Raw genomic sequence first — 24393 nt, 5'->3', positions numbered from 1 at the left:
GCGCACCACCCTACGGGCTACTCAGGCCTCCAGGCGACGACCCTGGCGGGTCGCGGCGAAGGTTCCCACTAGCGCGGCCGTGAAGTCGCTCACCCGCTCGATCGGGACTTCATCGCCGTCTTCCTTGCCGTACCAGTAGATCTTGGGCGGCCCCTTGAGCGCGGCGAATCCGGAGACCCACTGTGCTTGTTCGCCGAGAGCGAGCGCGTACGGCAGCGCCCGGGAAAGCAGCACCTCGCGTTCGAGCTTCGGAACGGCCGTCGCCTCGGTCGCCAGCAGCGCGTCACGGACGCCGAGCAGCCGCCGGTGCAGCGCGACACCGGCGCCGGTGCGCACCGGCAGCCACCGGGCGGCGACGGCGAGTACCGCGCCCGCGGCGATGACGATCACCCCGAGCTGGGCGTAGCCGACGGTCAAGGCCAGCAGGACGGTGAGGAACAGACCGTAGAAGCAGATCCGCAGGCCGGCGCGGGTCAGCCTGCCGGGCAGCCGCGTGTACCAGCGGCGTTCGACGACGCTGTCGTCCAGCGCGTCCCGCACCGTTTCGATCCCGATCCGCGCCGACTGGATCTCCGACAGCAGCACGGACTCGCGTTCGCCGGGCAGCAGCGCGTCGAAGACGGCGCGTTCGTAGGCGGTCAGCTGGTCGTCCGGCGGGTTGCGGCGGACGAGCCGCCAGCCGGTCAGTTCACCGGGCTCCTCGCTCACCCAGAGGTAGTTCCGGACGGCGAGGTCGACGACCGTCGCGGCCAGGTCGACGGCGTCGGCGCGACCCGTGAGCACGGTCCCGACCTGTCCGGGCAGCACGCCGTCGGGTGAGGCGAACGCGGCCTGGTCGTCCTTCCCGGTGAGCAGCCGGACCGGGAGCGCGTCGCCAGGGTGCTCGTCCCGCCTCCGCAGCAGGGTCAACGCCACCGCGGCCGCGATCAGCGCGAGCACGAAGCCGAACCAAGCCCAGCCGACCGGAGCGGTGAGCACGAACGCGCCGGCGAAGGTCTTCGACGGCTCCAGGCGCGCGTTCGCCGGGACGGTCCCGCCGGGCAGTTCGACCGAGATCTCCATCCGCTGCCCGGCCGCGAGGTTCTGCTGGCTGAACCTGGTCAGCCCGGAATGCGCGATCTGGGCGGTGCCGCAGCGCGCGCGAGACCCCTCGGGCCCGGCGTGACAGGTGACCGCGTTCGGGACGGACGGCGCGGCGAAGCTCGCTCGCACGAGTTCGAGCCGGGAGTCCCAGCCGCCCGCGAGCTGCCAGCTCACCCGGGTCAGGCCGTCGGCTTCGGAGACCGCACCGTCCACTGTGTACCGGACGACCGAGGTTCCGCCCTTGAGCTTGACGGTGAACTCGTCGTCGGTCAGCTCGGCGTTGCCCGCGCCCTCGATGACGACGTCACGGATGCCGATGATCCGGTCACGGTCGTGCGGTGCCGCCGTGCGGAGCGGGATCCGGCGGGTCATCGTCGCCTCGCTCGGCACGGACACCGCCTCGACGACCGAGAGGGCGCCGTCGCGTTCCACCTTGAGCGAGATCTCCGCGCTGTTCGGCAGCGAGGGCAGCTGCGGTTCGCCTTGTGCTCCCGCCGGTGCCGCGCCCAGCACGACCAGAAGCACCGCCAACCCCACGCATTTCGTCCTCTGAATGCGGTAGTTGCGCGTGCAAGGACCGCATTCAGAGGACGAAATGCGAGTCTTCACGTCAGGCGGGGACCGGTTCGGGGCGGAGCGAGCGCAGGTGCCCGGATTCCGCGAGCAGACCGTCCAAAGCGGACAGGAACGACGGAAGGTGCGCGGCGAACCGGCGCAGATCCCGATCGCCTTCGAGGCCGCCGAACCAGTACAGCCCGGCCGAACCGTCCGCCGACGGGTCGAGCCCTTCGAATGTCCGGAGCCAGCGATCGACGTCACCGAGCACGATGGCGTACGGCAGCGACCGGGAGAACACCATTTCCCGGTCCCCCACCGGAATGTCGGCGACCTTGACGGTGTGCAGGTATTCGAGCAGCCCGCGCACCTGGCCGACCAGGCGCCTGCCGCGCGAGGTCCGCGGCGGCACCCACGAAGCGCCCAGCAGCGCGGCGACCCCGGCGAGCACGGCCGCGACGCCGAGCAGCGCGTGCCCGATGGTGAAGGTCAGGACGGCGGTGCCCACGAGGCCGAGGGCGATCAGGCCGATGCCCGCCCACGTGAGTTTGCTCTTGCCCTTGTCCGGGCGGCGCGAGAACCAGCCCCTGCGTACCACGTCGGCGTACATCGCCTCGCCCGCGACACGGAGATCGACGGTGCCGCGGCCGCGGAGTTCCGACAGCAGCACGGAATCGGTGCCCTCGGGCAGGATCGCGGTGTAGATCTCGCGTTCGAAGGCGGCGAGGTGCTCGTCCGGCGCGTTGCGGCGCGCGATCCGCCAGTCGACCGTGCCCGCGCCGCGGACCTCGGCGATCCACAGGTAGTTGCGGACCGCGAGATCGACCACCGTGCCGCTGACGTCCACGACGTCGACCGTCTCGTCGACGACCGTGCCGACCTGTCCCGGCAGGACACCGTCCGGCGAGACGAACGAGACCCGATCGCCTTCTCGCATGAGGACGTCGACCGGACCGGTGCCCGCGGTGAGCGCGCCCTTGTCGCGGCGGCGCAGCAGCCAGATGGCGAGCGCGCCGAGCACCAGGATCAGTGCCAGCGCCCCGAAACCGAGGCCGGCGAGGGCGGTGAGGGCGAACGCGCCGCCGACCGTGGCGATCTGCTCGAACCGCGCGTTCGCGGGCACCGTGCCCGCCGGGAGCTGGACGGCGAGGTCGACCCGTTCACCCGCCGGGAGTTTGTCCTGTTCGATGCGGACGACGCCGCTGTGGTCGGTCTCCGCGAGCGAACACTGCCTGTCCGAACCGAGCGGACCGGCGAAACAGTCCACTGTGGGCATTTCACGCGTCGGCGCGCTGAACGATGCGGACACCCGGGACAGCTCGCCGTCCCAGCCGCTCGCGACCTGCCAGCGGACCTGCTGCGCGCCGTTGACGTCCGCGACCGCACCGTCCACTTTGTACTTTAGGGTGGCCACGCCTCCGTCGAAGGTGGCGACCAGCTGTTCGCCGTTCGGCTCCGCCTTGCCCGCGCCCTCGACCGAGACGTCACGGACGACGTACACGCGGTCTTGCTCTTCTCCGGCGGGGACCTTCAAGGGAATCCGGCGTACGAGGTGCTGTCCACCCGGGACGGTCACCTGCTCGGTGATCGACAACGAACCGTCGCGTTCCACCTTCACCACGACGTTCGCGGCCGCGCCGCTCGGCGGCTGGAGCAGCCCGAGCTGACCGCGCGCGCCGATCGGCGGCGGCTTCGGCAATTGTGGCGCGTTCGTCAGCGAAGGGCCCGCCGCGGGCGCCTCCGGAACGTTCGTATCCGACGGCGGGGCCATCAAGGCCGAGCTCGCCGCGACGGCCACGACCGCCGTCCCCCATTTCGTCAACACAGCCACACACTCTAGGGCAGCCGATCTATGCTGACCGCCGAAACGCCGAATCCGCCACCTGGGCGAACGGCGTTGCCGAATCGCATGGGGGATCCACTCGATGAACCAGCAGCCGCCCGGCCCGCCTGATCCGCGACGCCGGCCGACTCCGCCGCCGTCACCACCCGGGCAGCCGCCGCGGGGTGGCCGTCCGCTCCCGCCGCCGGGAGCGCGTCCGCTGCCGCCGCGCGGTGGCCCGCCGATGCCTCCGCCGAACCGGCCGGGTCCCGTCCCGCCCGGTCACCCTCGGCCGCCGATTTCGCAGCCGACGCCGATCCGGCCTGGGCCGCAGAGTGGCGGCATGCCGCTGCCCCCGCCGGGCGCGGCCCCGCTGCCGCCGCCGCGGATCGGCGCGCCGGTCCCGTTCCGGCCCGGCGCCGTCGGCCCGCCGCAGCTTTCCGTACGGTCCGCGTTTCGCGCAGCCCGCGTTCGCGCCCTACGGGGGATACCAAGCCAAGAAGTCGAACGGCGGGGTCATCGCGGCGGTCGCGATCGTGGCGTTGATGGCGTTGATGGGCGGGCTGCTCATGGTGGTCACCATCGCCAACGGCGGCTCGAAGCACGTCGCTGACGTCGGATACTCGAGCTATCCGACGACCTCCTCTTCGGACTACACGACGACCACCACGTCCAGCGACACGTCGACGACGAGCACCCGTTCGCGCGATTCGACCGCTTCACGCGAGACGTCGGCGGGCTCGACCCGCGAGACGTCGGCCAGCCGCGCGCCGTCCGGTCCGCGGCCGCACCACAAGCTGGCGGACAACCCGCTGTGGCTCGATTCCCAAGTCGGCCTGCCGAACCAGCCGTGCAACCTCGCGCGCTGGGCGAACAACCCGGACGCGGCATCGGCCTTCTTCGACAGCGCGCGGCCCTGTCTGGACAACGTTTGGCAGCAGGTCATGAACTACACGAAACTGCCGTTCCGGGTCCCGACCGTGAAGTACCCGTCCGGCAAGAACTGGTCGAGTCCCTGCGGCGACGCCAGCAACGGTTCGGTGGCGGCGTTCTACTGCTCGCAGAACGAGACGCTTTACATGCCGTACGAAGGACTTCAGGTCTCCCAGTACGGCAGCCGGCCGGGGGTCTATCTGGCCGTCTTCGCCCACGAGTACGCGCATCACATTCAGGCGCTTTCGGGGATCTCGGAGGCCTATTGGACCGCACGCTACGAAGCGGGCACCGACTCGGCGGCCGGCCTGGAGATGTCGCGGCGGAACGAGCTTTCGGCGCAGTGTCTGTCCGGGACGTTCCTGGGTTCGACGGTGGGGCGCGGTGGCTCGGTCGATCAGGCGATGTACCGCGACGCCTGGCAGACCCAGGACCGCGGCGACCACAACGGCGGCCCGCGCGACCACGGCTCCGACGCGCACGCGGCCTCGTGGTGGCAGCACGGCGCGCAGAAGAACCGGATGTTCCAGTGCAACACCTGGGCGGCGAAGTCGGCCGACGTTTCCTGACCGCGCCGGGGTTTCCGTCAAGTCCGTGAAGGCCTCCTTCCCTACTTTGAGGGTAGGCAAGGAGGCCTTCACGGACTCTGGGTCCCGGCGAAGTCGTGTTCACGCGGTTCAGAGGCGCAGCGCGAGCCTCCCGGTTCGTTCGGTGTCCCCAATGTGGCATTGGAGACGCTGAGCGTCTCCAATGCCACATTGGGGACACCAGGACCGAGTGCCGGACTACGCCCCATTCCGCGTTCGCCGTACCACTCAAGCAAGTACTGCGAGCTGCACCAATCGAGTTTGCCGGGCCCCTGACGTCAAGTCCGTGAAGGCCTCCTTCCCTACCTTGAGGGTAGGCAAGGAGGCCTTCACGGACTTGGGGGCGCCAGGTCAGCCCGGCGGCGCGAAGGGGTTCTCCGGAACCGGCGCTGAGGGAGGTTCCGGCTGGACGACCGGCGCGGTCGCCTGAGGATAGGCCTGCTGCCCAGGCGCGGCGGGATATCCCGGCGCGGCAGGCGCCGGCGGCCCGTACTGAACCGCCGGTCGCAGCTTCGCCTGGTCCCGCCGCCGCCGCTCGGCCAGCACGGCCGACAGATACGCCCAGGACGGCACCCCTGGCGGCACCGGCGCCCCGATCGCCTCCGCGACCTGCTGCGCGAGCCCGTACCCGAGCGCTTCGACCGCTTCGGGGCGAAGCTCGCTCGTCCGGCTCAGGTACTGCCGGACGGCCAGCGCGAGGTCGTTCGAAAGCCGGGTCAAGTCCAGCTGCGAGGCCCAGTACGCCAGCTGCGGCGGCATCCCGACGTACGGCGTCCTGGCGGCGGGCATGCGTTCCCGGACCACCAGCGTGCCGGCGAGATAGTCGCCGACGCGGCGGCCGTTGGGCGACAGCAGCGACGTGACCACCGCCACGACGCCGAGCATCCCCAGCGCCCAGAAGTCGATGAAGAACCCGGCGAGCCCGCGGACCAGCGCGTGCCGGAACCGCACCGGACCGCCGTCGGTGCGGACCACCCGCAGGCCGAGCGCCATCTTTCCGAGGGTGCGGCCGCGGGTCAGCGTCTCGAAGATCACCGGGTAGCCGACCATGATCAGCACGACGGTTACCAGGAACAGGGTCAGCGCCAGCGCTTCGTCACCGAACGCGGCGACCTGGCTCAGCACCAGCATCGCGACGAACAGGGCGATGAGCTGGAGAACGACGTCGAGCATCATGGCGAGCCCGCGGCTGGCCAGTTTCGCCGCGCGGACGTCCAGGACGACGGCCTCGCCGGTGACGAGTTCGGACTCTTGTTCCACCGGGCAAGCGTAGTGACGAATAGGCTGGGCGACCAAGGACGATCGCCGGGAGGGCTCCGAGTTGGACGTGGACGTGTTCGTCGCCGCGCATCAGGCCGAATGGAACCGGCTGCGTGACCTCGTGGGCCGCGCCGGGAAACTCAGCGGCCCGGACGCCGACGAGCTGGTGACGCTGTACCAGCGCGTCGCGACGCATCTGTCGATCATCCGCTCGGTCGCGCCCGATCCCGTGCTCGTCGCGCAGTTGTCCGGCCTGGTCGCGAAGGCCCGCTCGGCCGTCACCGGTTCGCACAGCCCCGCCTGGCGCGAGATCGGCCTCTTCTTCACCCAGCGGTTCCCGGCGGCGCTGTACCTGAGCCGGCGCTGGTGGCTGGCGTCGGCGGCGGCGTCGATCGCGGTGATGGCGATCGCGGCGGTGTGGATCGCCGGTGACCCGCAGGTGCTCGCGTCGCTGGCCTCGCCCGAGGAGTTCAAGGACCTGACCGCGCCGGGCGGGAAGTACGAGACGTACTACTCGTCCGATCCCGCGGGCTCCTTCGCCGCACGCGTCTGGACCAACAACGCGTGGGTGGCCGCGACCTGCCTGTTCCTCGGCGTGGTGCTGGGTGTCCCGGTGATCTACGCGCTCTGGGCGAACTCGCTGAACCTCGCGATCGGCGCCGCCCTGATGTCCTCGGCAGGGCGGCTCGACGTGTTCTTCGGCCTGATCCTGCCGCACGGTCTGCTGGAGCTGACCGCGGTGTTCGTCGCCGCCGGGACGGGGCTGAAGCTCGGCTGGACGGTCATCGACCCGGGACGCCGTTCCCGGACGGCGGCACTCGGCGAACAGGGTCGCTCGGTCGTGGTGATGGCGCTGGGGCTGACCGTGGTGCTGCTGATCTCCGGCGTGATCGAGGGTTTCGTGACCCCGTCGGGCCTGCCGACCTGGGCGCGCATCGGAATCGGTGTGGTCGCGGAGGTCGCGTTCCTGCTTTACGTGTTCGTCGTCGGGCGCAGGGCCGCGAAAGCGGGCGAAGTGGGCGATGTCGACTGGCGATACGCTGGAGACGCCCGGCCGGAAGCGGGCTGACCTGGGGAAAGGGAGCAAGGGACCTTTGCTACCACTTGCTTAGCAGCTGCAACTACCTTCGAAGGTGATGCTGTTCCCGTCCTCCAGGCTCGCGCTGCCCGTGAACCGGATCTCGAACTCGCCGGGTTCGGTCAGGACGATCTTCGGGCTCGCCGCCGAGCCATCGGCCCCGGTCTTCGCGGTCGCCGTCTCCGCACCGCCTTCGAAGACCAGCACGTTCTTCGGCCGTGCCGCGCGGACGAAGAAGTTCACCGGCACGTCGGCCGCGGGCTGGCCGTTCTCCCCGACCACGCGTACCACGAACGGCTGACCGGGCGTCTTCGTCGACAGCCGCTGCCCGTTCCCCGACAGGATCGCGAGCGTCCGCACGCCGGCCGCCCAGGTGTTGGAGAGTCCGGACAGCGAACAGACCTCCTGGTACAGCCGAGCCCCGACGACCGGTGCCTCCGCGGTCAGGCACCGAGCCGTCGCCACGTTCGCCAGCAGCACCAGCCCGGGCAGCCCGGCGTTGCGACGCCATTGCTGGTGACGGTCCTTGCCGTCGCACGCGACGAGTTTGACGCCGACCCCGTCGACGGGGCTCATCGCCGCCAGGCACTGTCCACTCGCGACATGCTTGTAGGAAAGCGCGGCCTTGTCGTACACCCAGTGCGCGTTGGCGTCCTTGGCGTCGGCGAGGGCGAGCTTGCCGTCGGCCGCGGCCAAGGAGATGGTGCCGCCCCCGTCGGCGAGGTAGACCGGTGTCCCGGCGGGCTGCGCGGAAGCGGGCGCCCAGGACAGCGTCACCGAAACCACCGCGAAGAACAGCACGAACCTGCGCAAGCCTGGGCCCCAATCGTGTCGGTCCGGATCTCCCTCCGAGCTAACCGCCCGCGACCGCCTTCGCCAACCGGCGCCACTCCATCGGGTTCAGCCGAACCGCACGTGGGTCTGCCACAAGTTGAACAGCTCAAGATCGCCGACGACGTCCCTGGCTTCCCTGCGCTGGTAAAGCGTCAGCACCAGATCCGTCAGCGAGCCGCGCACGGTCACCGCGGCACCTCGCCGTCCCCGCTCCCAGGTGACCGCCGAGCCGTCGAGGTCGAGGAACCAAGCGTGCTCCCCCGACTCGAAACCCACCGACCGGCCCGCCCCCAGGATTTCCCGCTTCTCCGGCCTGAACTCGAAGTGCGGTGGCAGCGCTTCGAGTTCCATCCACTCGTCGATCGCGTCGAACACGACGTCGGGCGCGGCGCGGAACTCCAGCCCCACGGCCAAGGTCGCGTCAGCGCGGTGGACGAGCGTCTCATGCGTGAAGCGGCGCGCGTAGAACGACGCGTTCCGGTAGTGGAACGGCACCCAGACCTCGGCGTCCGGTCCCGCTTCCCGCAGTGCCGACGCCAGCCGGGAAGCACCGTCCACCAGCCAAGACCCGGGCAGCCGTCCGGAATCGTCGCCGTCCACCTGGCGCACCTGGTCGTCGGGCACCGGCGCGGTCGCCCGGCTCCGGACGATCTCGTCCGCCCATCGGTGCCCGGCGCCGAGATGGCGCACCAGCGCGCCCAGCGTCCAGCCTGGACAGGACGGCACGGGCGTCGTCAGGTCGGCGTCGGCCAGTTCGGTCGCGAGCAGCTCGGCCTGGGTGACGATCTCCGCGCAGTGCCGGTCGAAATCCATCGGTTCCTCCTGGTGATCGGTTCACCAGGGGGTCGGAGCCGGTCCACGGCTCTCGACATCACAGTCGTCCGGCCGCCTTCAACGCGAGATACCGGTCCGCCAGCCGCGGCGGCAGCTCCTCGGGCACGGCGTCGACGACCTCGACTCCGTGCCGCGCCAGCCGCGCGGTGACCTGGCGCCGTTCGGCCAGCACCCGCTCGGCCGCGGCCGCGTCGTAGACGGCTTCCGCGTCGCCACGGCCCGCCGCCATCTCGGCGACCCGCGGGTCCGCCACCGAAGCGATCATCAGCTGGTGCCGCGAGGTCAGCTTCGACAACACCGGGAACAGGCCTTCTTCCAGCGGTGCCGCGTCCAGCCCGGTCAGCAGGACGACCAGCGCGCGCCGCCGGGTCCGCCGCAGCACCTCCGCGACCATCCCTCGCGCGTCGGTCTCGACCAGCGACGATTCGAGCGGTGCCATCGCGTTCACCAAGGCGGGCAACAACTCCGTCGATCCCTGGACCGCGGCGTGGACCTGCCGGTCGTAGGCGAGGAGGTCGACGCGGTCACCCGCTCGAGCGGCGAGCACGGCCAGCAGCAGGGCCGCGTCCATCGCCGCGTCGAGCCGGGGCGCGTCCCCGACCCGGCCCGCCGAAACGCGGCCAGTGTCGAGCACCAGCACCACATGCCGATCGCGTTCGGGGCGCCAGGTCCGCACCATGACGTCGGACGCGCGCGCCGAAGCCCGCCAGTCGATCGACCGGACGTCGTCACCGATCACATACTCGCGCAGGGAGTCGAATTCCGTGCCCTGGCCCCGGATCAGCACCGCGTTGCGGCCGTCGAGCTGCTGCAGCCGCGCGAGCCGCGAAGGCAGATGCTTGCGGCTGTGGAACGGCGGCAGCACCCGCACGGTCCACGGCACGTCATGCGAACCCTGTCGTGCGGCGAGCCCCAGCGGCCCGATCGACCGGACGGTCACCCTGGCGGCGATCCGGTCACCGCGCCGGGTCGGCAGGAGCCGCGTGGTCACGACGCGGCGTTCGCCAGGGGGCAACGTCAGCCGGTGCCGGTCTTCCGCGCCGGCGCTGGGCGGCCAGGCGTCCCGGAGCCACGCGCGCACCGGACGGCCGCCGGGGTTGGCCACCGTGAGCGTGACCTCGCACGCCTCCCCCAGCCGCACCGACGTCGCGCCGGACCGCGCGAATTCCAACCGCCGCACACTCCCGGCGAGCAGGAGATCCACCACCACCAACAAAAGCAGCACCGCCGCGGCCAGCCCGATCCCGGCCGCCGAGGGCAGCAGGAAACCGACCACCGGCGCCGCGAGGAGCGCCAGCAGCCCGAGCCGCCCGGTGACGGCCATCAGCGCGGAACGGGCACGGACGCGAGGACCCGGTCCAGCACGCCGTCGGCGGTCGCGCCTTCGAGCTCGGCCTCGGGCCGCAGGTCGAGACGGTGCCGCAAAGCCGGGCGAGCCAAGGCTTTGACATCGTCCGGGGTGGCGTAGTCACGGCCCGCGAGCCACGCCCACGCCCGGGTGGCGGCAAGCAGCGCCGTCGCGCCACGCGGGGAGACGCCGAGCCGCACGGACGGCAGCGACCGCGTCGCCCGGCAGACGTCGACGATGTAGGCGAGCACTTCGGGGCGCACGGTGACCCCGGCGACCGCGCGCCGCGCGGCGTCGAGCTGGGCGATCCCGGCGACCGGGGTGACCCCCGCCGCGGACAGGTCCCGCGGGTCGAAACCCTGCGCGTGCCGGGAAAGAATGCCGAATTCGTCCTCACGGGACGGCATCGGCATGGTCAGCTTCAGCAGGAACCGGTCCAGCTGCGCCTCGGGCAGCGGGTACGTGCCCTCGTATTCGACCGGGTTCTGCGTCGCGATGACGATGAACGGGTCGGGCAGCGGCCGCGTCTTGCCGTCGCTGGAGACCTGACGCTCCTCCATCGCCTCCAGCAGCGAAGACTGCGTTTTCGGCGGGGTGCGGTTGATCTCGTCGGCCAGCAACAGGTTCGTGAACACCGGGCCCTCGCGGAACGAGAACTCGCCGCTGTGCGCGTCGTACACGATCGAACCGGTGATGTCGCCCGGCATGAGGTCCGGCGTGAACTGCACCCGGGTCGTCTCCAGGTCCAGCGCGGCCGCCAACGCCCGCACCAGCAGGGTCTTCGCCACGCCGGGGACGCCTTCGAGCAGCACATGTCCCCGGCACAGCAACGCGATGATGAGCCCGGTGACGGCCGCGTCGTTGCCCACCACGGCTTTTCCGACTTCGGTACGCAGCGCGATCAGCGCCGCGCGCGCGTCGGCCGCGGCGTCCACACTGGACTGTTCGGTACTCAAGACCGCTCCACCTCTCGTTCCACGACATCGAGTCCGTCCGCCAGCCGCACGAGCGCGGCGTCATCGGCGGGCGGATCCCCGTACAACAGCGCGCCGACCTCGGCGGGCGCCCGGCCGGTCCGCGCGGCGACGGACTCCACGAGCGCGGCCGGTTCGGCGTCGCGGGTGAGCCCCAGCAACGGCCGGAGCCGCGCGCGAGCCGCCTCCCGCAGGGTTTCCCCGGCGTGCGCGGCGGCCTTCGCCTTGCGATACAACCTCGCCCGCCCTTCGGTGGCCTCCGCCGCGCGGACCACGACCGGGATCGGTTCGGTCACCACCGGCCCCAGTCGCCGGGAACGCCACAACGCCAGCAGCACCACCGCGACCCCGGCCTGCAACGCCGCGTACGACCAGCCCGCCGGGATCAGCTCGGACAGCGGCTTCTTCTCGGTCTCCAGCGACGGATCGGCGGCCGTCGGCAGGTACCAGACCAGCCGCTCGTGCTTCCCGAGCAGCCGCATCGCCAGCGCCGCGTTGCCCTCGTCGGCCAGCCAGTCGTTGGTCAGCGGGGTGGGCGTGCCGAGCACGGTCACCGTCCCTTGTGGACCCGGGACTTCGAGATACGAGCCGCCGTAGCATTCCTGCGCCCTCGGCTGCGTGGCCGAATACTTCAGGCCGCCCATCGTCGCGTTCCCCGCCGCGACGGGATCCTTGGCCTCGCAGTCGGGCGCGCGGGTCTCGGTCTCGGCCTGGCCGTTCACCCGCACCCCGGGAAGGATTTCTTCGACCGTGCCAGGGCTCGGCTGCACCAGCACGACGTGCTCGGCGTTCTGCCTGATCTCCGTGAAGGCGCTCTTGGGCACGTACTCGGGCCGGGTGATCAAGACCGTCGCTCCCCTCGCGACCCCTTTGGCCGCGGCGGCGGTGCGCACGATCGGGATCTTGACGCCTTCCCGTTCCAGCAAGGTCGCCAGCGCGCGGCTGCCGGTGGGCTCGTAGGAACCCGGTTCGAGCGCGCCGGTGGTCTGCTCACCCCGGAAGAGCACGAGCAGCGTCCCGGTCAGCACGATCAGGAGCACGACCGCGAGCGGGAGCCGCACCCCGCGCCAGATCCGGCGGGCGTCGGGCGAAACCGAGGTCATCCGGCCGCCAAGGCGACGGGCCTGGCACGACGGCAGCCTTCGTCCAATTCGGACAGTGACCGGTAGCCTGCCTCCGTGGCGGGGATCCCGCCGTAGTGGACGTCGTCGAACAACCGGGCGCCCGCGCGCAAGGGAACGGCGACGTCGGGAAGCAGCCGTCCGGCCTCGACGGCGGCCTCGTCGGCGGTCCGCCCGGACTTCTCGTCCAGCAGCGCCCGCTCCTCCAAGGACCGCACCACGGCACGGAACCGCTCACGGACGGCGTCATCGAAGTCGCCCCGCGACGCGGCCTCCTCGGCCGCCTCGCGATGTTCGCCGGACGCCTTGCGCTGCCCGGCGAACACGGCTCGCCCGCCTTTCGCCGACGTCGCCAGCGGACCGGACTTCAGCCGGATCACCACGACCACCACGATCAGCACGACGACCAGTAGCAGTACGGCGAAGATCCCGCCGGGTACCGCGCTGTCGACCGTTTCGAGGAAGCCCAGCAGCTTTTCGACCACCCAGTTGAACGCTTCGGACAGCCAGCTCGGTCTCGCGGCCAGATAGGCCTCGCCCGAGAGCTCCTCGGCGGCACGCAGCCGGGCGGTGTCCCGGTCGATGTCGACCGGGACCTCGGTGAGGAAGCGCGTCACCATGCCTGCGGCGGGGGCGGCGTCGCGATCCCGGCCGCGCGGGCCAGCTCGATGTCCATGCCCTCGCGGCGCATCCGCTGGTCGATGTAGAGGATCACGGTGACCAGCGCGGTGAACGGGCCGACGATCGTCTGCGCGATCACCGTGCCCACCGACTGCAGGATCAGGTCACCGGTCGACGGCACGTACATCTGGTCCAGATCGCCGAAAATGGACAGGAAGGCACTGAAGCTGAACGGGATCGTGATGATGGACGCCAGGAAGGACGAGATCACGGTGGCCAGCAGCAAGATGCCGAAGACCCGCCAGAACATCCCCGACACCAGCTTCACCGACCGGCGGAACGCCTCCATCACCGTGCCGCGTTCGAGGATGAACGCCGGGCTGGCCAGCGCCCAGAAGGTGTAGGGGATGATCGCGGGCAGCAGGCAGAAGATCGCGGCGACCATGATCGCCAGCGTGTAGAGCACGGTCAGGCCGAGCAGCGGCAGCAGCCGCGGCGTCGCCTCACGCAGCGCCTCCTTGAAGGTGACCGGCTTGCCCAGCACGGCCTTGCCCATCAGCACGGTGAGGAAACCGGTGAGGATCGTAGTCCCGAGCAGGGTGGCGACCAGGCTGATGGACGACGACGCCAGCGTCCCGCCGAGGACGCCGAGCATCTGGTTCATCAGTTCCTGATCGGTGGCCGCCGGGCCGAGATCGCGCATCCGTTCGAGATCGGCGGTGGTGTCGACCAGCAGCAGCCCGACCAGGTTGATGGCCGCGGTGAGCACGGCGGTGACCGCGGCGGCACCGAACACCATGCGCCAGTACTTGCGCATGGCGGTGACCGCGCCGTCGAGGATGTCGGTCAGGTTCAGCGGGCGCAGCGGGATGACGCCGGGCCTGCCGAGGCCGACCTTCCAGTTCGGGTACTGCTGCTGCGGCGGCTGGTACGACGGCAGCGGGGGAGGCGGTGGCGTCGCCCCGGACGGGGACTGCCACTGCTGCTCCGGCGCCGGTGAAGGCGGCACTTCCCCCTGCGGCGGTGTCGGTGTCTCCGCCCGCGGCTGTGTTGGTTCCCCCGCCTGCGGCTTCGGCGTCTCGGTGCCTTCAGGCCCGGACGGTCCGCCGGTCTCCGTCATGCGACAGCCCCTTACCCGTTCACGTTGCTTGCGCCCACTCTTCCAGAGGGTCCGACACCCAGCCAGAGCTGGGGGGACGACACTGATGGGTGACCGCTCGCCTCACGCTGGATACCCTCTGCAGCCGAGCTGTGGGTGGGGACACCGTTAGCTCGTTATGCTGAACATCGGGCCGGGTACCCCCGGTTCGCCCCCTAGAACCACCGGGACCGACTTGATGACGCAACCGCCCCACGGCCAGTGGCCGCCACGCGGCGCCGTCCAGCCACCGCCGGTGCACGGCCAGCACCCTGCCCAGTGGCACGGAGCGCCGCACCACTTCCCGCCTCCGCCGCCACGCCGGTCCGTGGGCGCGATCATCGGTATCTGCCTCGGCGCGGTCGCCGTACTGGTCCTCGGCCTGGTCGCGATCGTTTCACTCAATCGTGACGACTCCGATCACGTAGCGAACGCGGGCTACAGCACTCTCCCGGCCACGTCGTCGCGGGCGGAACTGCCGCCGAGCGGGTCTTCGTCGCCGTCTTCCTCGACGAACCCGTTCCCGACGTCGCCGTCCAGGGCGCCGTCCTCGTCGAGCGGGCCGCAGAAGATCCTCAAGCTCGGCGACCACCCGATCCTCCAGGACCCCAACGCCGGCCTGCGGAACCGCGTCTGCACGCTGCCGCAGTGGCAGAGCAGCCAGCAGGCCGCCGAGGCGTTCTTCACGGCGGCGGGCAAATGCCTCGACAGCGCCTGGGGCCCGTTCCTCGACGCCTACGACCTGCCGTTCACCCCGCCCGCGCTGCACTTCCCGACCGGGGCCAGCTTCGAGACCGAATGCGGCACGATCCAGGTGGGCATCGCGACGGCGGCGTACTACTGTGAGAACAACCTCTACGTGCCGTTCCGTGGTCTTCAGACCGACCAGTACGGCAACAACCCCGGCGTCTACCTTGCCCTTTTCGCGCACGAGTACGGGCACCACGTGCAGGAGGTCGCCGGGCTGATGGACGCGGCCTGGCAGAAGATCTACGACGCCGGGCAGAACAGCCCGGCCGGGCTGGAGATGTCGCGGCGCAAGGAACTCCAGGCACAGTGCTTCTCCGGGATGTTCCTCGGCGCGCACGTCGACCAGGGCGGCACGATCAGCCGGGACATGTACAACAAGGCCTGGAACGACCAGGAGACCCGCGGCGACAACACCTCGCGCAGCCAGGACCACGGGACGAACGCGCACTACGCGTCCTGGTGGCGGGCGGGCGCGAGCAACAACCGGATCGCCGACTGCAACACCTTCTCGGCCCCGGCGAGCGCCGTTTCCTGACTTTTGCGCGTGAAGGCCCCCTTCCCTCGGTTGAGCCGAGGGAAGGGGGCCTTCACGCGCTTCGGGTGGTGGTTGCCGTTCGCCGACGGATGCGGTGCCGTCGTCGATTCCGGCTTGCCCGGTCCGGCTGGTCACCTGGCTCGTGAGTGGTAAAGACGGTTAGAACCGTCCTTACCACTCACGAGACCAGGTCAGGCCGTCACCGGGACCCGCGGGCCGCGCACCACCAGGAAGACGTACATCCCGCCGGCGAAGCAGCTGAACACCAGCAGCGCCAGCCCGAGAGGCCGCCGCGCGTCGCTCGCTCCCGCCGTCGCGTCGGCCGCGTGCACCGCGACGGCGTCCCCCGCGGCCCCGTCCGGGACGACGACCTCGATGCGCTCGCCTTTGCCGTGTCCGCAGCCGTTGAGTGAACCTTCCATGGGCGCGCCGCCGAATTCGAACTTGACCGTCTCGGTGGCCCCACCGCCCGTACAGGGCGCGGGCTGAACGACCTCCGCCTGCACGGTCGTCCCCTTGGTCTCGTTCGAGATACCGAACAGCCCCGGCCCGGCGAACCACGCCAGGAAGATCACCAGCAGGCCGGCCCCGGCCGCCACGGCCAGGGAGTTCCACCCCGGGCTGAGCCCTCTGGCGGGGTCCGATCGCTTGCGCACGAACGCCATGCTCCCAGAACGTCGCGGCAAAACACAGAAGCCCTGGGAGGTGATACCGGTGGCAAGACAGAGGAGCCCTCTGTCCAGCGCAGCGTGATACCAAAGGTCCCCTGCTACCGCTCGATCGTCTCCGCGGAGGTCACCTTCCGGATGTACAGCAGCTTGTCCCCCGGCTCGATCGCGTCCGCCTGCGGCGCGTCCACGCGGTACAGGACGCCGTCGCGGACGACGCCCAGCACGATGTCCGGCAGATGCCGCGGCGAACCGCCCTCTTCGGACGGCTCCACCGGGCGTTCGGCGATCGCGAGACCGGACTCGGGGGTGAGCAGGTCCTCGACCATGTCGACCACCAGCGGCGTCGACGTCGCCATGCCGAGCAGGCGTCCGGCGGTCTCACTCGACACCACGACCTGGTTCGCGCCCGACTGCTTGAGCAGGTGGACGTTCTCCGCCTCCCGCACCGACGCCACGATATGCGACTTCGGCGCCAGCTCACGGGCGGTCAGCGTGACCAGCACGGCCGTGTCGTCCCGGTTCGGGGCGACGACGACGGCGCGCGCCCGCTGCACCCCGGCGACGCGCAGCACGTCGGCGCGGGTGGCCGAGCCGTGCACGGTCACCAGGCCGAGTGACGTGGCCGCTTCGAGGGCCTGCTGGTCGGTGTCCACGACGACGATGTGATCGGGTTCGACGTTTTCGTCCCCGAGCAGCGCGTTGACCGCCGACCGGCCCTTCGTGCCGAATCCGACGACGACCGTGTGGTCACGCACTTTCGTCCTCCACTTTTGGATCTTGAAAGCCTGGCGGGAGCGCTCGGTGAGCACTTCGAGCGTGGTACCGACCAGGACGATGAGGAAGAGCACCCGCAGCGGGGTGATCACCAGGACGTTCACCAGCCGCGCGGACGGCGTCGCCGGTGCGATGTCACCGTACCCCGTGGTCGACAGCGACACGGTCGCGTAATAGAGGCTGTCGAGAAAGGAGAGCCCGTCGCCGTTGGCGTCGCGGTAGCCGTCCCGGTCGAGGTACACGATCAGGACGGTCGCGAGCAGGGCGAGGACCGCGCCGATGATCCGCTTGAGGATCGACCGCAGCGGGCTGACCGTCAGTTCCGGCATCCGGATCACGCCGACGAGCTCGTGGTCCGGGCGGTCGCTCAGCCTGACCGGGAAACGCTTGAGAACCCTCATGCACAGGCTCCGGCCTGGTCCGCGTCACTCACGGTCGGGAGGATAGCCGAAGATCCTCGCGTTGAGCGCGGTATGCGAAGCTCGGGGCATGTCTTCGGATTCCAAGCCGTCTCAGCGGCCCGCGTATTTCCTCGCCGGCCTGCTCGGCGCGGCCGGTGTACTGCATTTCGTCCAGCCGAAGCCGTTCGACGCCATCATCCCGAAGCAGCTTCCCGGCTCCCCGCGAGCGTGGACCTACGGCTCCGGAGTGGCCGAGCTGGGCGTCGCCGCGGCGGTCGCCAACCCGAAGACGCGACGTCTCGGCGGGCTCGCGGCCGCGCTGCTGTTCGTCGTGGTCCTGCCGGGGAACGTGAAGATGGCCGTCGACGCCGATCGCCGCAAGGCCCCGAAGCACTGGCGGGTGGCCTTCTGGGCCCGCGTCCCGCTCCAGATCCCGCTGGTGACCTGGGCTCTCAAGGTCCGCGACCGCGCCTAGCGCCCTCTGCGTTTAGTCCTCTGGATGCGGTAGTTGCACACGCAAGGACCGCATTCAGAGGACTAAACGCTAGATCGTCGGGACGCTCCGCAGGAGTTGCCGCAGGCCTTCGGCGTCCAGCAGATCCGCAGGGCGGACGGTCTTGTCGTGTTTCACGTAGTGGAACGCCGCCCGGACCTTCTCCACGGGGATGTTCTTCAAGGCCGCCCACGCCAGCCGGTACGCCGCCAGCTGCACGGCCAGCGAATCGAGCCGATCGGCTTCCGGAACGGCGCCGGTCTTCCAGTCGACGACGGTCCAGCCGCCGTCCGCGTCGGCGAACACCGCGTCCATCCGCCCACGCACCGTGACGCCCACGACGTCCGCGGAGAACGGGACCTCGACGGCGTGCGGCACCCGATGCGCCCACTCGCTCTTCTCGAACGCGGTCTGCAGCGCCTCCAGCTCGGTATCGGGCGCCTCGTCGACGTCCGCCGCCCCTGGCAGGTCGTGGATCTCCAGCAACTGCTCGCCGCCGAACCGCTGCTCCAGCCAACCGTGGAACGCCGTTCCCCGGCGCGCGTAGGTGTTGGGGCGCACGGGGAGCGGCCGCCGCAGCCGTTTGGCCAGCGCGGCGGGATCGGCCGACAGCTCGACCAGCTGGCTCACCGAAAGATGCGGTGGCAGGACGACCTGCTGCACCCGGTCCCGCGCCCGTGCCCGCTCCTCCAGCAGCACCTTGGTGTCGGAGATCCAGCCGTCCGGATCGTCCTCTTCGTCTTCCTCGGCATGCTCCGCGTCTTCCATCGCACCGAGCACCATGTCGACGCCGTTGGTGACGCCCTCGCGCCGCGGCCACAGCGGATCGACCGGCCAGCGCGCCCGGCGGGAGTCGGCGACCAGCGGATTCTCGCCGTCGGTTTCCGGTTCCTCGGCCCAGCGCTCGATCCGGCCGACCGAGTTCGCCCGCATCACCTCGCCGATTTCGAGCAGGAACTCCGACGGCCCCTTCGGCCGCGCGCTGCTCTCGTTCCACCAATGGCCGGAGATCAGCATCGTGTGCTCGGAACGGGTCAGCGCGACGTAACAGAGCCGACGCTCCTCGTCCGCTTCACGCGCGACGAAGCCTTCTTCGTGCAGCTCCAGCGCTTCCTGCACTTCCTTGCGGTCGGCGCCTTCGGGAATCCGCAACTCCGGCAGGTCCTCCGAGTCGCCACGCAGCGCGGCGGGCAGCGAGGTCGACGTCCGCAGCCACGACGACGAACGCCGCCGCCCCGGGAAGACCTCCTTGACCAGATGCGGGATCGCGACGATGCGCCATTCCAGCCCCTTGGCCGAATGCACCGTCAGCACCTGGACCCGATCCGGGACGACCTCCACCTCGCCGGGGGTGAGCCCGTCCTCCGCGTGCGCGGCCGTGTTCAGATAGTCCACAAAGGACAGAAGAGTGGCCGTCGGCGACGTCTCGGCGAAATCCGTGACGACGTCGGCGAAAGCGTCCAGATGCGCGCGTCCGGCCGGTCCCGGGCGGGCCAGCGACTCGACGTCGAGCAGCATGGTGCGCTCCACGTCGGCGACCAGCTCGGGCAGCGACTGGTCCAGCCGCCGCCGCAACGCCGAAAGCTCGGCGCCGATCTTCCGGATCCGCCGGTAGCCCTCGGGCGAATACCGTTCCGGTGTCCCGGGATCGTCGATGGCGTCGGCGAGCCCCGCCTGCTCGACCCGTTCGGTCACCAGCACCGGCTCGTCCACATCGGACTTGCCGGAAGGTGGCACCGGCGAGGACAGTTCGCCCGCTCGGCGCCACAACGCCGCGAGGTCGGCCGCCGCGATCCGCCAGCGAGCCCCGGTCAGCAACCGTGCCGCCGCGCTGCCCGCGAGCGGGTCCGCGAGTACGCGCAACGTGCTGACCAGGTCCGCGACCTCGGGTTCGTCGAGGAGGCCGCCGAGACCGACGACCTCCACCGGCAGCCCGCGTGCCCGCATTTCCGCCGCGATCGGCGCCATGTCGGCGCGGCGGCGCACCAATACCGCGGCCGTCGGCGGTTTTCCGCTCTCCTCCACGGTTTCGAACCAGCGCTTCGCCACCGCGTCGGCCACCCACTCGCGTTCGGCGCGAACGTCCGGCAGCAGCGCGGCCGCGATATCGGCCGAACCCGCGCCTTCCAGCGCGCGCAGCCGGGCGACGCCGAGACCGCGTTCCCGCAAGGGTTCCGAGATCGCGTTCGCGAGTTCGAGCACCTCGGACGGGTTGCGGAAACTGGTCAGCAGGCCGAAATCCCAGGCCGGGACGAGCCGTTCGCCGTTGTCGCGGGGGAAGTCCGTGGTGAACCGGGGCAGGTTCGCCGCGCTCGCCCCGCGCCAGCCGTAGATGGCCTGCGCCGGGTCACCCACCGCCGTCACCGGCATCGGCGGATGCTCGACGCCGCCGAACAGCGACCGCAGCAGGATCCGCTGGGCGTGTCCGGTGTCCTGGTACTCGTCGAGCAGGACGGCGCCGTAGCGCTCGCGCTCCCCCGCGACCACCGCCGGATAGCTGCTGGCGAGCTGCGCCGCGAGCGACATCTGGTCGGCGAAGTCGAGCGCGCCTTCCGCCCGTTTCCGCGCGTGGTACGCCTCGACCAGCGGCAGGAGCGCGAGCCGGAACCGTTGCGCCGTCATGACTTCGGCAAGTTTCTGCGGCAACGACGCACGCTGCCCCTTCGCGCGTGGCGCGTTCTCGATGACCTCGCACAGCCAGGACGTGTACTCCGCGAGCCGTTCGGTCTCGACCAGATGCTCGCCGAGTTCGCCGGCCAGCGCCAGCAACTGCGCCGTCACCGTGGACGGCACACGATCGGTGTCCAGGTCATTGTCCCAAGTGGACACGACGCGATGCGAGAACTGCCACGAAGACGTCTCCGAAAGCAGCCGGACCCCGGGCTGGACGGGCAACCGCAGGCCGTGCTCGGACAGCAGCCGACCGGCGTACGCGTGATACGTCAGCACCGTCGGCTCGCCCGCGGTCACCGTCGTCCGCAGGTCGCCGGTCGGGTCGATCTTGTCGAGCAGCCCCGATCCGACCAGGCGGCGCAGCCTGGTGCGGACCCGCTCACCGAGCTGACGGGCGGCCTTGCGGGTGAAGGTCAGGCCGAGCACGCGTTCCGGCGGGACGACACTGTTGGCCACCAGCCACACCACCCGCGCGGCCATCGTCTCGGTCTTGCCCGCGCCCGCGCCCGCGACGACCAGCGACGGCTCGATCGGCGCGGCGATGACCTCGGCTTGTTCGTCGGTGGGACTGTGCAGGCCGAGCGCACGGGCGATCTCGCCCGGCTCGACCTGGCGGCGCTGGAGTTCGGAGATCAAGGGCCGGTCACCTGCCTGCCCTCGGGGCGCAGCGGACAGCAACCCCTTGCGGGGCAACGATCACAGTCCGGGTTCTCGGTGACGCCGTATTCCGGACCCGCGGCGGATCCGGCCGCCGAGCGCACCAGCTCCAGCCATTGCTTGCCGCCGTCCTCGTCCAGCGGCGCCTGCTCGCGCTGGGTGGATCCGGTCTTGTTGTTGGACTTCGCGACGTAGACCAGCCGCGCGCCACCGGGTTTCGAACCGCCCTCGACCGCGCCGAGCAGCACGGCGAGCTGGTACGCGGCGAGCTGCGGATGCTGTTCGGCGTCGGCGGCGGAGATCGGGACCTTGCCGGTCTTGATGTCGATGACGACCGGACGGCCGTCCTTGTCCATCTCCACCCGGTCGACACGGCCGCGCAGGAGCACGCGGACATCGTCATCGCCGACCGGAAGCTCGACCTCGATGTCCTGCTCGACCCCGGCTTCGATCAGCTCCTTGCGGCTGGATTCCAGCCAGGTGATGAAGTTCCGCAGCATCTGCTCGACCCGCGACCGCTCGCGGCGCGAGAACCACGGAGCCCCCGCGTCGACCCGGACCCACGCCTCGTCGAGGGCTGCGCGGATCTGCTCGTCGCTGCTGCCGCCCGCGACCGCCTGCGCGAGACCGTGCACCAGGGTGCCCGTGACCGCCGCGAGTTGTGCCGGGTCACTGCCGCCGTGGCGTTCGATCAGCCAGCGCAGCGGGCATTTGACCAGAACCTCCACAGTGGACGGTGAGATGCGGATGAGGTCGCCCGGCCCGTGCACCGGTTCGCCGGTGGAGGGTTCCAGCAGGCCGTACCAGGTGCCCGGATGCGCGCCCGGCACCCCGGCGGCGGCCAGTTTGGCGAGCTGACGCGCCGCCCGTCGCCGCCTTTCCGAGTCGCTCGGTTCGTCCCCGCTTGTATCAGCACAGACGACCTCGCGCAGTTCACCGACGAGTTCGGCGAGCACCAGCGAGCGTCCCGCCGGCTTCATCCGCGAATCGAGGCCGCCGTCGTCCGCGCCGTTCTCCTCCAGGTCGTCGATGAACCGCGAGGGCTGCTCGTCCTCCCCCGCGACCGCGCTGACCAGCAACGTCTTCCGCGCGCGGCTCGCGGCGAGGTAGAACAGCCGCCGCTCTTCGGCGAGGATCGGCGCGGTGGCGGACACCTTTTCGTCGTCGACGCCGGACATGAGGTCGACCAGCCGCTCGACGCCGAGCACGGAACCGCGCAGCCGCAGATCCGGCCAGCTGCCCTCCTGGACACCGGCGATCGCCACGACCGTCCACTCGCGACCGGCGGACGCGTGCGCTGTGAGCAGCGAGACGCCGTCGCTCTTCATCGCGGCAGGCGCCAGCGTGTCACCGGCGATGTTCTGCGAGGACAGGTAATCCGCGAACGAGGCGACACTCGCCTTCGGCAATCTGTCGACATAGCGACCGGCCGCGTCGAAGAGCGCGACGATGGCGTCGAGGTCACGATCCGCCTGGGAGCCGAGCGAACCACCACGGTCGACCAAACGCAGCAGGCGCTCCTCCAGACCACTCGCCTGCCAGAGATCCCACAGCACCTGCTCGACGCCGTCCCCGCGCACGACGGCCTGGTGCGCGGCGTGCAGCAGGCCGCCGATCCGGCGCATCGGCAGCGCCTCGGCCTCGGCGAGTCCGGTGAGGACGTCGTTGGTACGTAGGGCTGCCACCAGCAGTTCGTCACTGGACCGCTGTCCGCCGCCCGCGAGTTCCAGCCTGCGCAAGCCGCGGCGCAGCCTTCGCAGGGCGAGCGGATCCGCGCCGCCCAAGGGCGAGGACAGCAGCATCTCGGCGAGGTCGACGTCGAGCAGCTCCGGATCCGCAGCGAGCCGTAACATCGCCAGCAGAGGACGAACTGCGGGCTGCTTCGCGAGCGGTAATTCTTCGGTGGCCGAACCGATGGGCACCCCGGCTGCCCGCAGAGCACGTTGCAGGACAAGGAAAGTTCGGGCGGGCGAGCGGACGAGCACCGCCATCTCCGACCACGGCACGCCGTCGACGAGATGCGCGCGGCGGAGCTGATCGGCGATCCAGCTCGCCTCGGCGGCCGGGGTCGGCATCAGGCGGACCCGGACGGCGCCGCCCTCGGCGTCCGGCGCGTCGACGAGCTTGCGCTGCGGCGACGAACCGGGCAGCACGGAGCCGAGTTTCGTGACGGCCGCGCGGATCACCGGGGCGAGCCGGTGGGCCGTGGTCAGCAGGACCGTGCGCTCGCCGTCCTCGTCCGCGTCGGCGAACAGGCTGGGATCCGCGCCACGGAAGGAGAACACGGACTGATCGGGGTCGCCCGCGACGACGAACTCGTCCGCCGCGTGCCCGATGAGCCGGATGAGCTGCGTCTGCAACGGGTCGAGATGCTGCGCGTCGTCGACGAAAAGGTGCCGGACGCGGCGCTGCTCCCGTTCGCGCAGTTCGGGATCGTCCTCCAGCGCGAGCAGCGCGGAAGTGACCAGCTCGGCGGCGTCCAGTGCGGGCGCGCTCGCGACGCCGAGCGCGTTGCCGCCCGCGCCCTGCAGCAGCGTGACCTCTTCGTACTGGCTCCAGAAACGCCCGGCCGCGATCCATTCCTCGCGGCGGCGGCGCCTGCCGAGTTCGACCAGATCCTCCGGGCCGAGCCCGCGTTCGGCGGCGCGGAGCAGGAGGTCTCGCAGTTCCTCGGCGAACCCGGGCACGCCCAACGCGGGCCGCAGCTGCTCCGGCCAGTCGAGCGCGCCCTCTTCGAGGTCGCCCGCGAGCAGGTCCCGGACGACGACGTCCTGTTCCGCTCCGGCCAGCAGGCGGGGCGGCGGGAGATCGTCGGCCTGCGCCTCCATCCGCAACAGCGCGTACGCGTACGAGTGCACCGTGCGCACGAGCGGCTCACGGATCGTGCGCGGCAGCGGATCCTCTTCCGGATCGGTGGTGAGCCGGTGGGTGATGTCCGCGCGCAGGACCTCGGCCGCCTTGCGGGAGGTGGTCAGGATGAGCACGCTCTCCGGATTCGCGCCCTCCGCGATGCGCCGCGACGCCGCCGACGCCAGCAAGGCCGTCTTGCCCGTGCCCGGCCCGCCGAGGACCCGGCGGAACCCGTCCGGGGCGGCCAGCAGGCGGCGGGCGCCGGAATCCCACTGGAAGGACGGCGTGCCGGTGACCGGCGTGCGGACCAGCCGCGCGTCGGTTCGTGCCGCTGTTCGCCGCCCGTTCACGCCCACGATGGAACCACGCCCCGCCGACACAACCTCGCAGCGGCACGGCAA

At 70.8% G+C, this 24393-nt stretch carries 18 protein-coding genes; 4 read left to right on the top strand and 14 right to left on the bottom strand.

What is annotated here, in order from left to right:
• Positions 1-21: 21 nt before the first annotated feature.
• A complete protein-coding gene (locus tag AC069H_RS29770; protein WP_478234533.1) occupies positions 22-1620 on the bottom strand; it encodes a DUF2207 family protein in 1599 nt (532 codons plus the stop codon).
• 73 nt (positions 1621-1693) lie between these two features.
• Complete coding sequence (locus tag AC069H_RS29765; RefSeq protein ID WP_478234585.1) at positions 1694-3463, bottom strand: DUF2207 domain-containing protein; 1770 nt, start codon at positions 3461-3463, stop codon at positions 1694-1696.
• 332 nt (positions 3464-3795) lie between these two features.
• On the opposite strand from AC069H_RS29765, the gene AC069H_RS29760 reads away from it, so the two are divergent.
• Positions 3796-4962, top strand: coding sequence for a neutral zinc metallopeptidase (locus AC069H_RS29760; RefSeq protein WP_478234532.1), 1167 nt, complete (start codon positions 3796-3798; stop codon positions 4960-4962).
• A gap of 369 nt (positions 4963-5331) precedes the next feature.
• Here AC069H_RS29760 and AC069H_RS29755 read toward each other — a convergent pair whose 3' ends face one another.
• Positions 5332-6240, bottom strand: a complete 909-nt coding sequence (locus tag AC069H_RS29755) for an RDD family protein (protein WP_478234531.1) — start codon at positions 6238-6240, stop codon at positions 5332-5334.
• A gap of 61 nt (positions 6241-6301) precedes the next feature.
• Between AC069H_RS29755 and AC069H_RS29750 the strand changes: the two genes are divergently transcribed.
• Positions 6302-7309, top strand: coding sequence for a stage II sporulation protein M (locus AC069H_RS29750; protein ID WP_340684388.1), 1008 nt, complete (start codon positions 6302-6304; stop codon positions 7307-7309).
• 39 nt (positions 7310-7348) lie between these two features.
• Here the strand turns inward: AC069H_RS29750 and AC069H_RS29745 are convergent, their stop codons facing one another.
• The 7 genes from AC069H_RS29745 to AC069H_RS29715 form a co-directional block, all read right to left on the bottom strand.
• Positions 7349-8131, bottom strand: a complete 783-nt coding sequence (locus AC069H_RS29745; RefSeq protein ID WP_478234530.1) for a hypothetical protein — start codon at positions 8129-8131, stop codon at positions 7349-7351.
• Between the two features lie 87 nt (positions 8132-8218).
• Positions 8219-8965 (bottom strand): maleylpyruvate isomerase family mycothiol-dependent enzyme, encoded by a 747-nt coding sequence (locus tag AC069H_RS29740; RefSeq protein ID WP_478234529.1) that lies wholly within the window; start codon positions 8963-8965, stop codon positions 8219-8221.
• A gap of 58 nt (positions 8966-9023) precedes the next feature.
• Complete coding sequence (locus AC069H_RS29735; protein WP_478234528.1) at positions 9024-10310, bottom strand: DUF58 domain-containing protein; 1287 nt, start codon at positions 10308-10310, stop codon at positions 9024-9026.
• Positions 10310-11269: an AAA family ATPase gene (locus AC069H_RS29730; RefSeq protein WP_340688791.1), complete on the bottom strand. Its 960-nt coding sequence runs from the start codon at positions 11267-11269 to the stop codon at positions 10310-10312. Before AC069H_RS29730 ends, AC069H_RS29735 begins: the two co-directional genes overlap by 1 nt.
• A gap of 17 nt (positions 11270-11286) precedes the next feature.
• Entirely contained in the window at positions 11287-12411 is a 1125-nt protein-coding gene (locus AC069H_RS29725) for a DUF4350 domain-containing protein (protein ID WP_478234527.1), read from the bottom strand.
• The gene (locus AC069H_RS29720; protein ID WP_478234526.1) at positions 12408-13049 is read right to left on the bottom strand and encodes a DUF4129 domain-containing protein; all 642 of its coding nucleotides are present in this window, start codon (positions 13047-13049) and stop codon (positions 12408-12410) included. Before AC069H_RS29720 ends, AC069H_RS29725 begins: the two co-directional genes overlap by 4 nt.
• Positions 13043-14170: a DUF7847 domain-containing protein gene (locus tag AC069H_RS29715; RefSeq protein WP_478228425.1), complete on the bottom strand. Its 1128-nt coding sequence runs from the start codon at positions 14168-14170 to the stop codon at positions 13043-13045. Before AC069H_RS29715 ends, AC069H_RS29720 begins: the two co-directional genes overlap by 7 nt.
• 217 nt (positions 14171-14387) lie before the next feature.
• On the opposite strand from AC069H_RS29715, the gene AC069H_RS29710 reads away from it, so the two are divergent.
• The gene (locus AC069H_RS29710; protein ID WP_478228424.1) at positions 14388-15473 is read left to right on the top strand and encodes a neutral zinc metallopeptidase; all 1086 of its coding nucleotides are present in this window, start codon (positions 14388-14390) and stop codon (positions 15471-15473) included.
• Positions 15474-15664: 191 nt separating this feature from the next.
• Here the strand turns inward: AC069H_RS29710 and AC069H_RS29705 are convergent, their stop codons facing one another.
• Positions 15665-16072 (bottom strand): hypothetical protein, encoded by a 408-nt coding sequence (locus AC069H_RS29705; RefSeq protein WP_478228468.1) that lies wholly within the window; start codon positions 16070-16072, stop codon positions 15665-15667.
• 170 nt (positions 16073-16242) lie between these two features.
• Entirely contained in the window at positions 16243-17319 is a 1077-nt protein-coding gene (locus AC069H_RS29700; RefSeq protein ID WP_478234525.1) for a potassium channel family protein, read from the bottom strand.
• A gap of 88 nt (positions 17320-17407) precedes the next feature.
• On the opposite strand from AC069H_RS29700, the gene AC069H_RS29695 reads away from it, so the two are divergent.
• Positions 17408-17794, top strand: coding sequence for a DoxX family protein (locus AC069H_RS29695; RefSeq protein ID WP_034313224.1), 387 nt, complete (start codon positions 17408-17410; stop codon positions 17792-17794).
• Between the two features lie 69 nt (positions 17795-17863).
• Here the strand turns inward: AC069H_RS29695 and AC069H_RS29690 are convergent, their stop codons facing one another.
• Both AC069H_RS29690 and AC069H_RS29685 read right to left on the bottom strand, forming a co-directional pair.
• A complete protein-coding gene (locus AC069H_RS29690) occupies positions 17864-21121 on the bottom strand; it encodes an ATP-dependent helicase (RefSeq protein ID WP_478234524.1) in 3258 nt (1085 codons plus the stop codon).
• Positions 21118-24348, bottom strand: coding sequence for an ATP-dependent helicase (locus AC069H_RS29685; RefSeq protein ID WP_478234523.1), 3231 nt, complete (start codon positions 24346-24348; stop codon positions 21118-21120). The genes AC069H_RS29690 and AC069H_RS29685 overlap by 4 nt, the downstream gene beginning before the upstream one ends.
• Between the last annotated feature and the right edge of the window lie 45 nt (positions 24349-24393).

Source organism: Amycolatopsis sp. NPDC043887 (assembly GCF_056435665.1).
The sequence above is the reverse complement of the archived record's forward strand: the minus strand, read 5'-3'. Positions and strand labels throughout refer to the sequence as shown.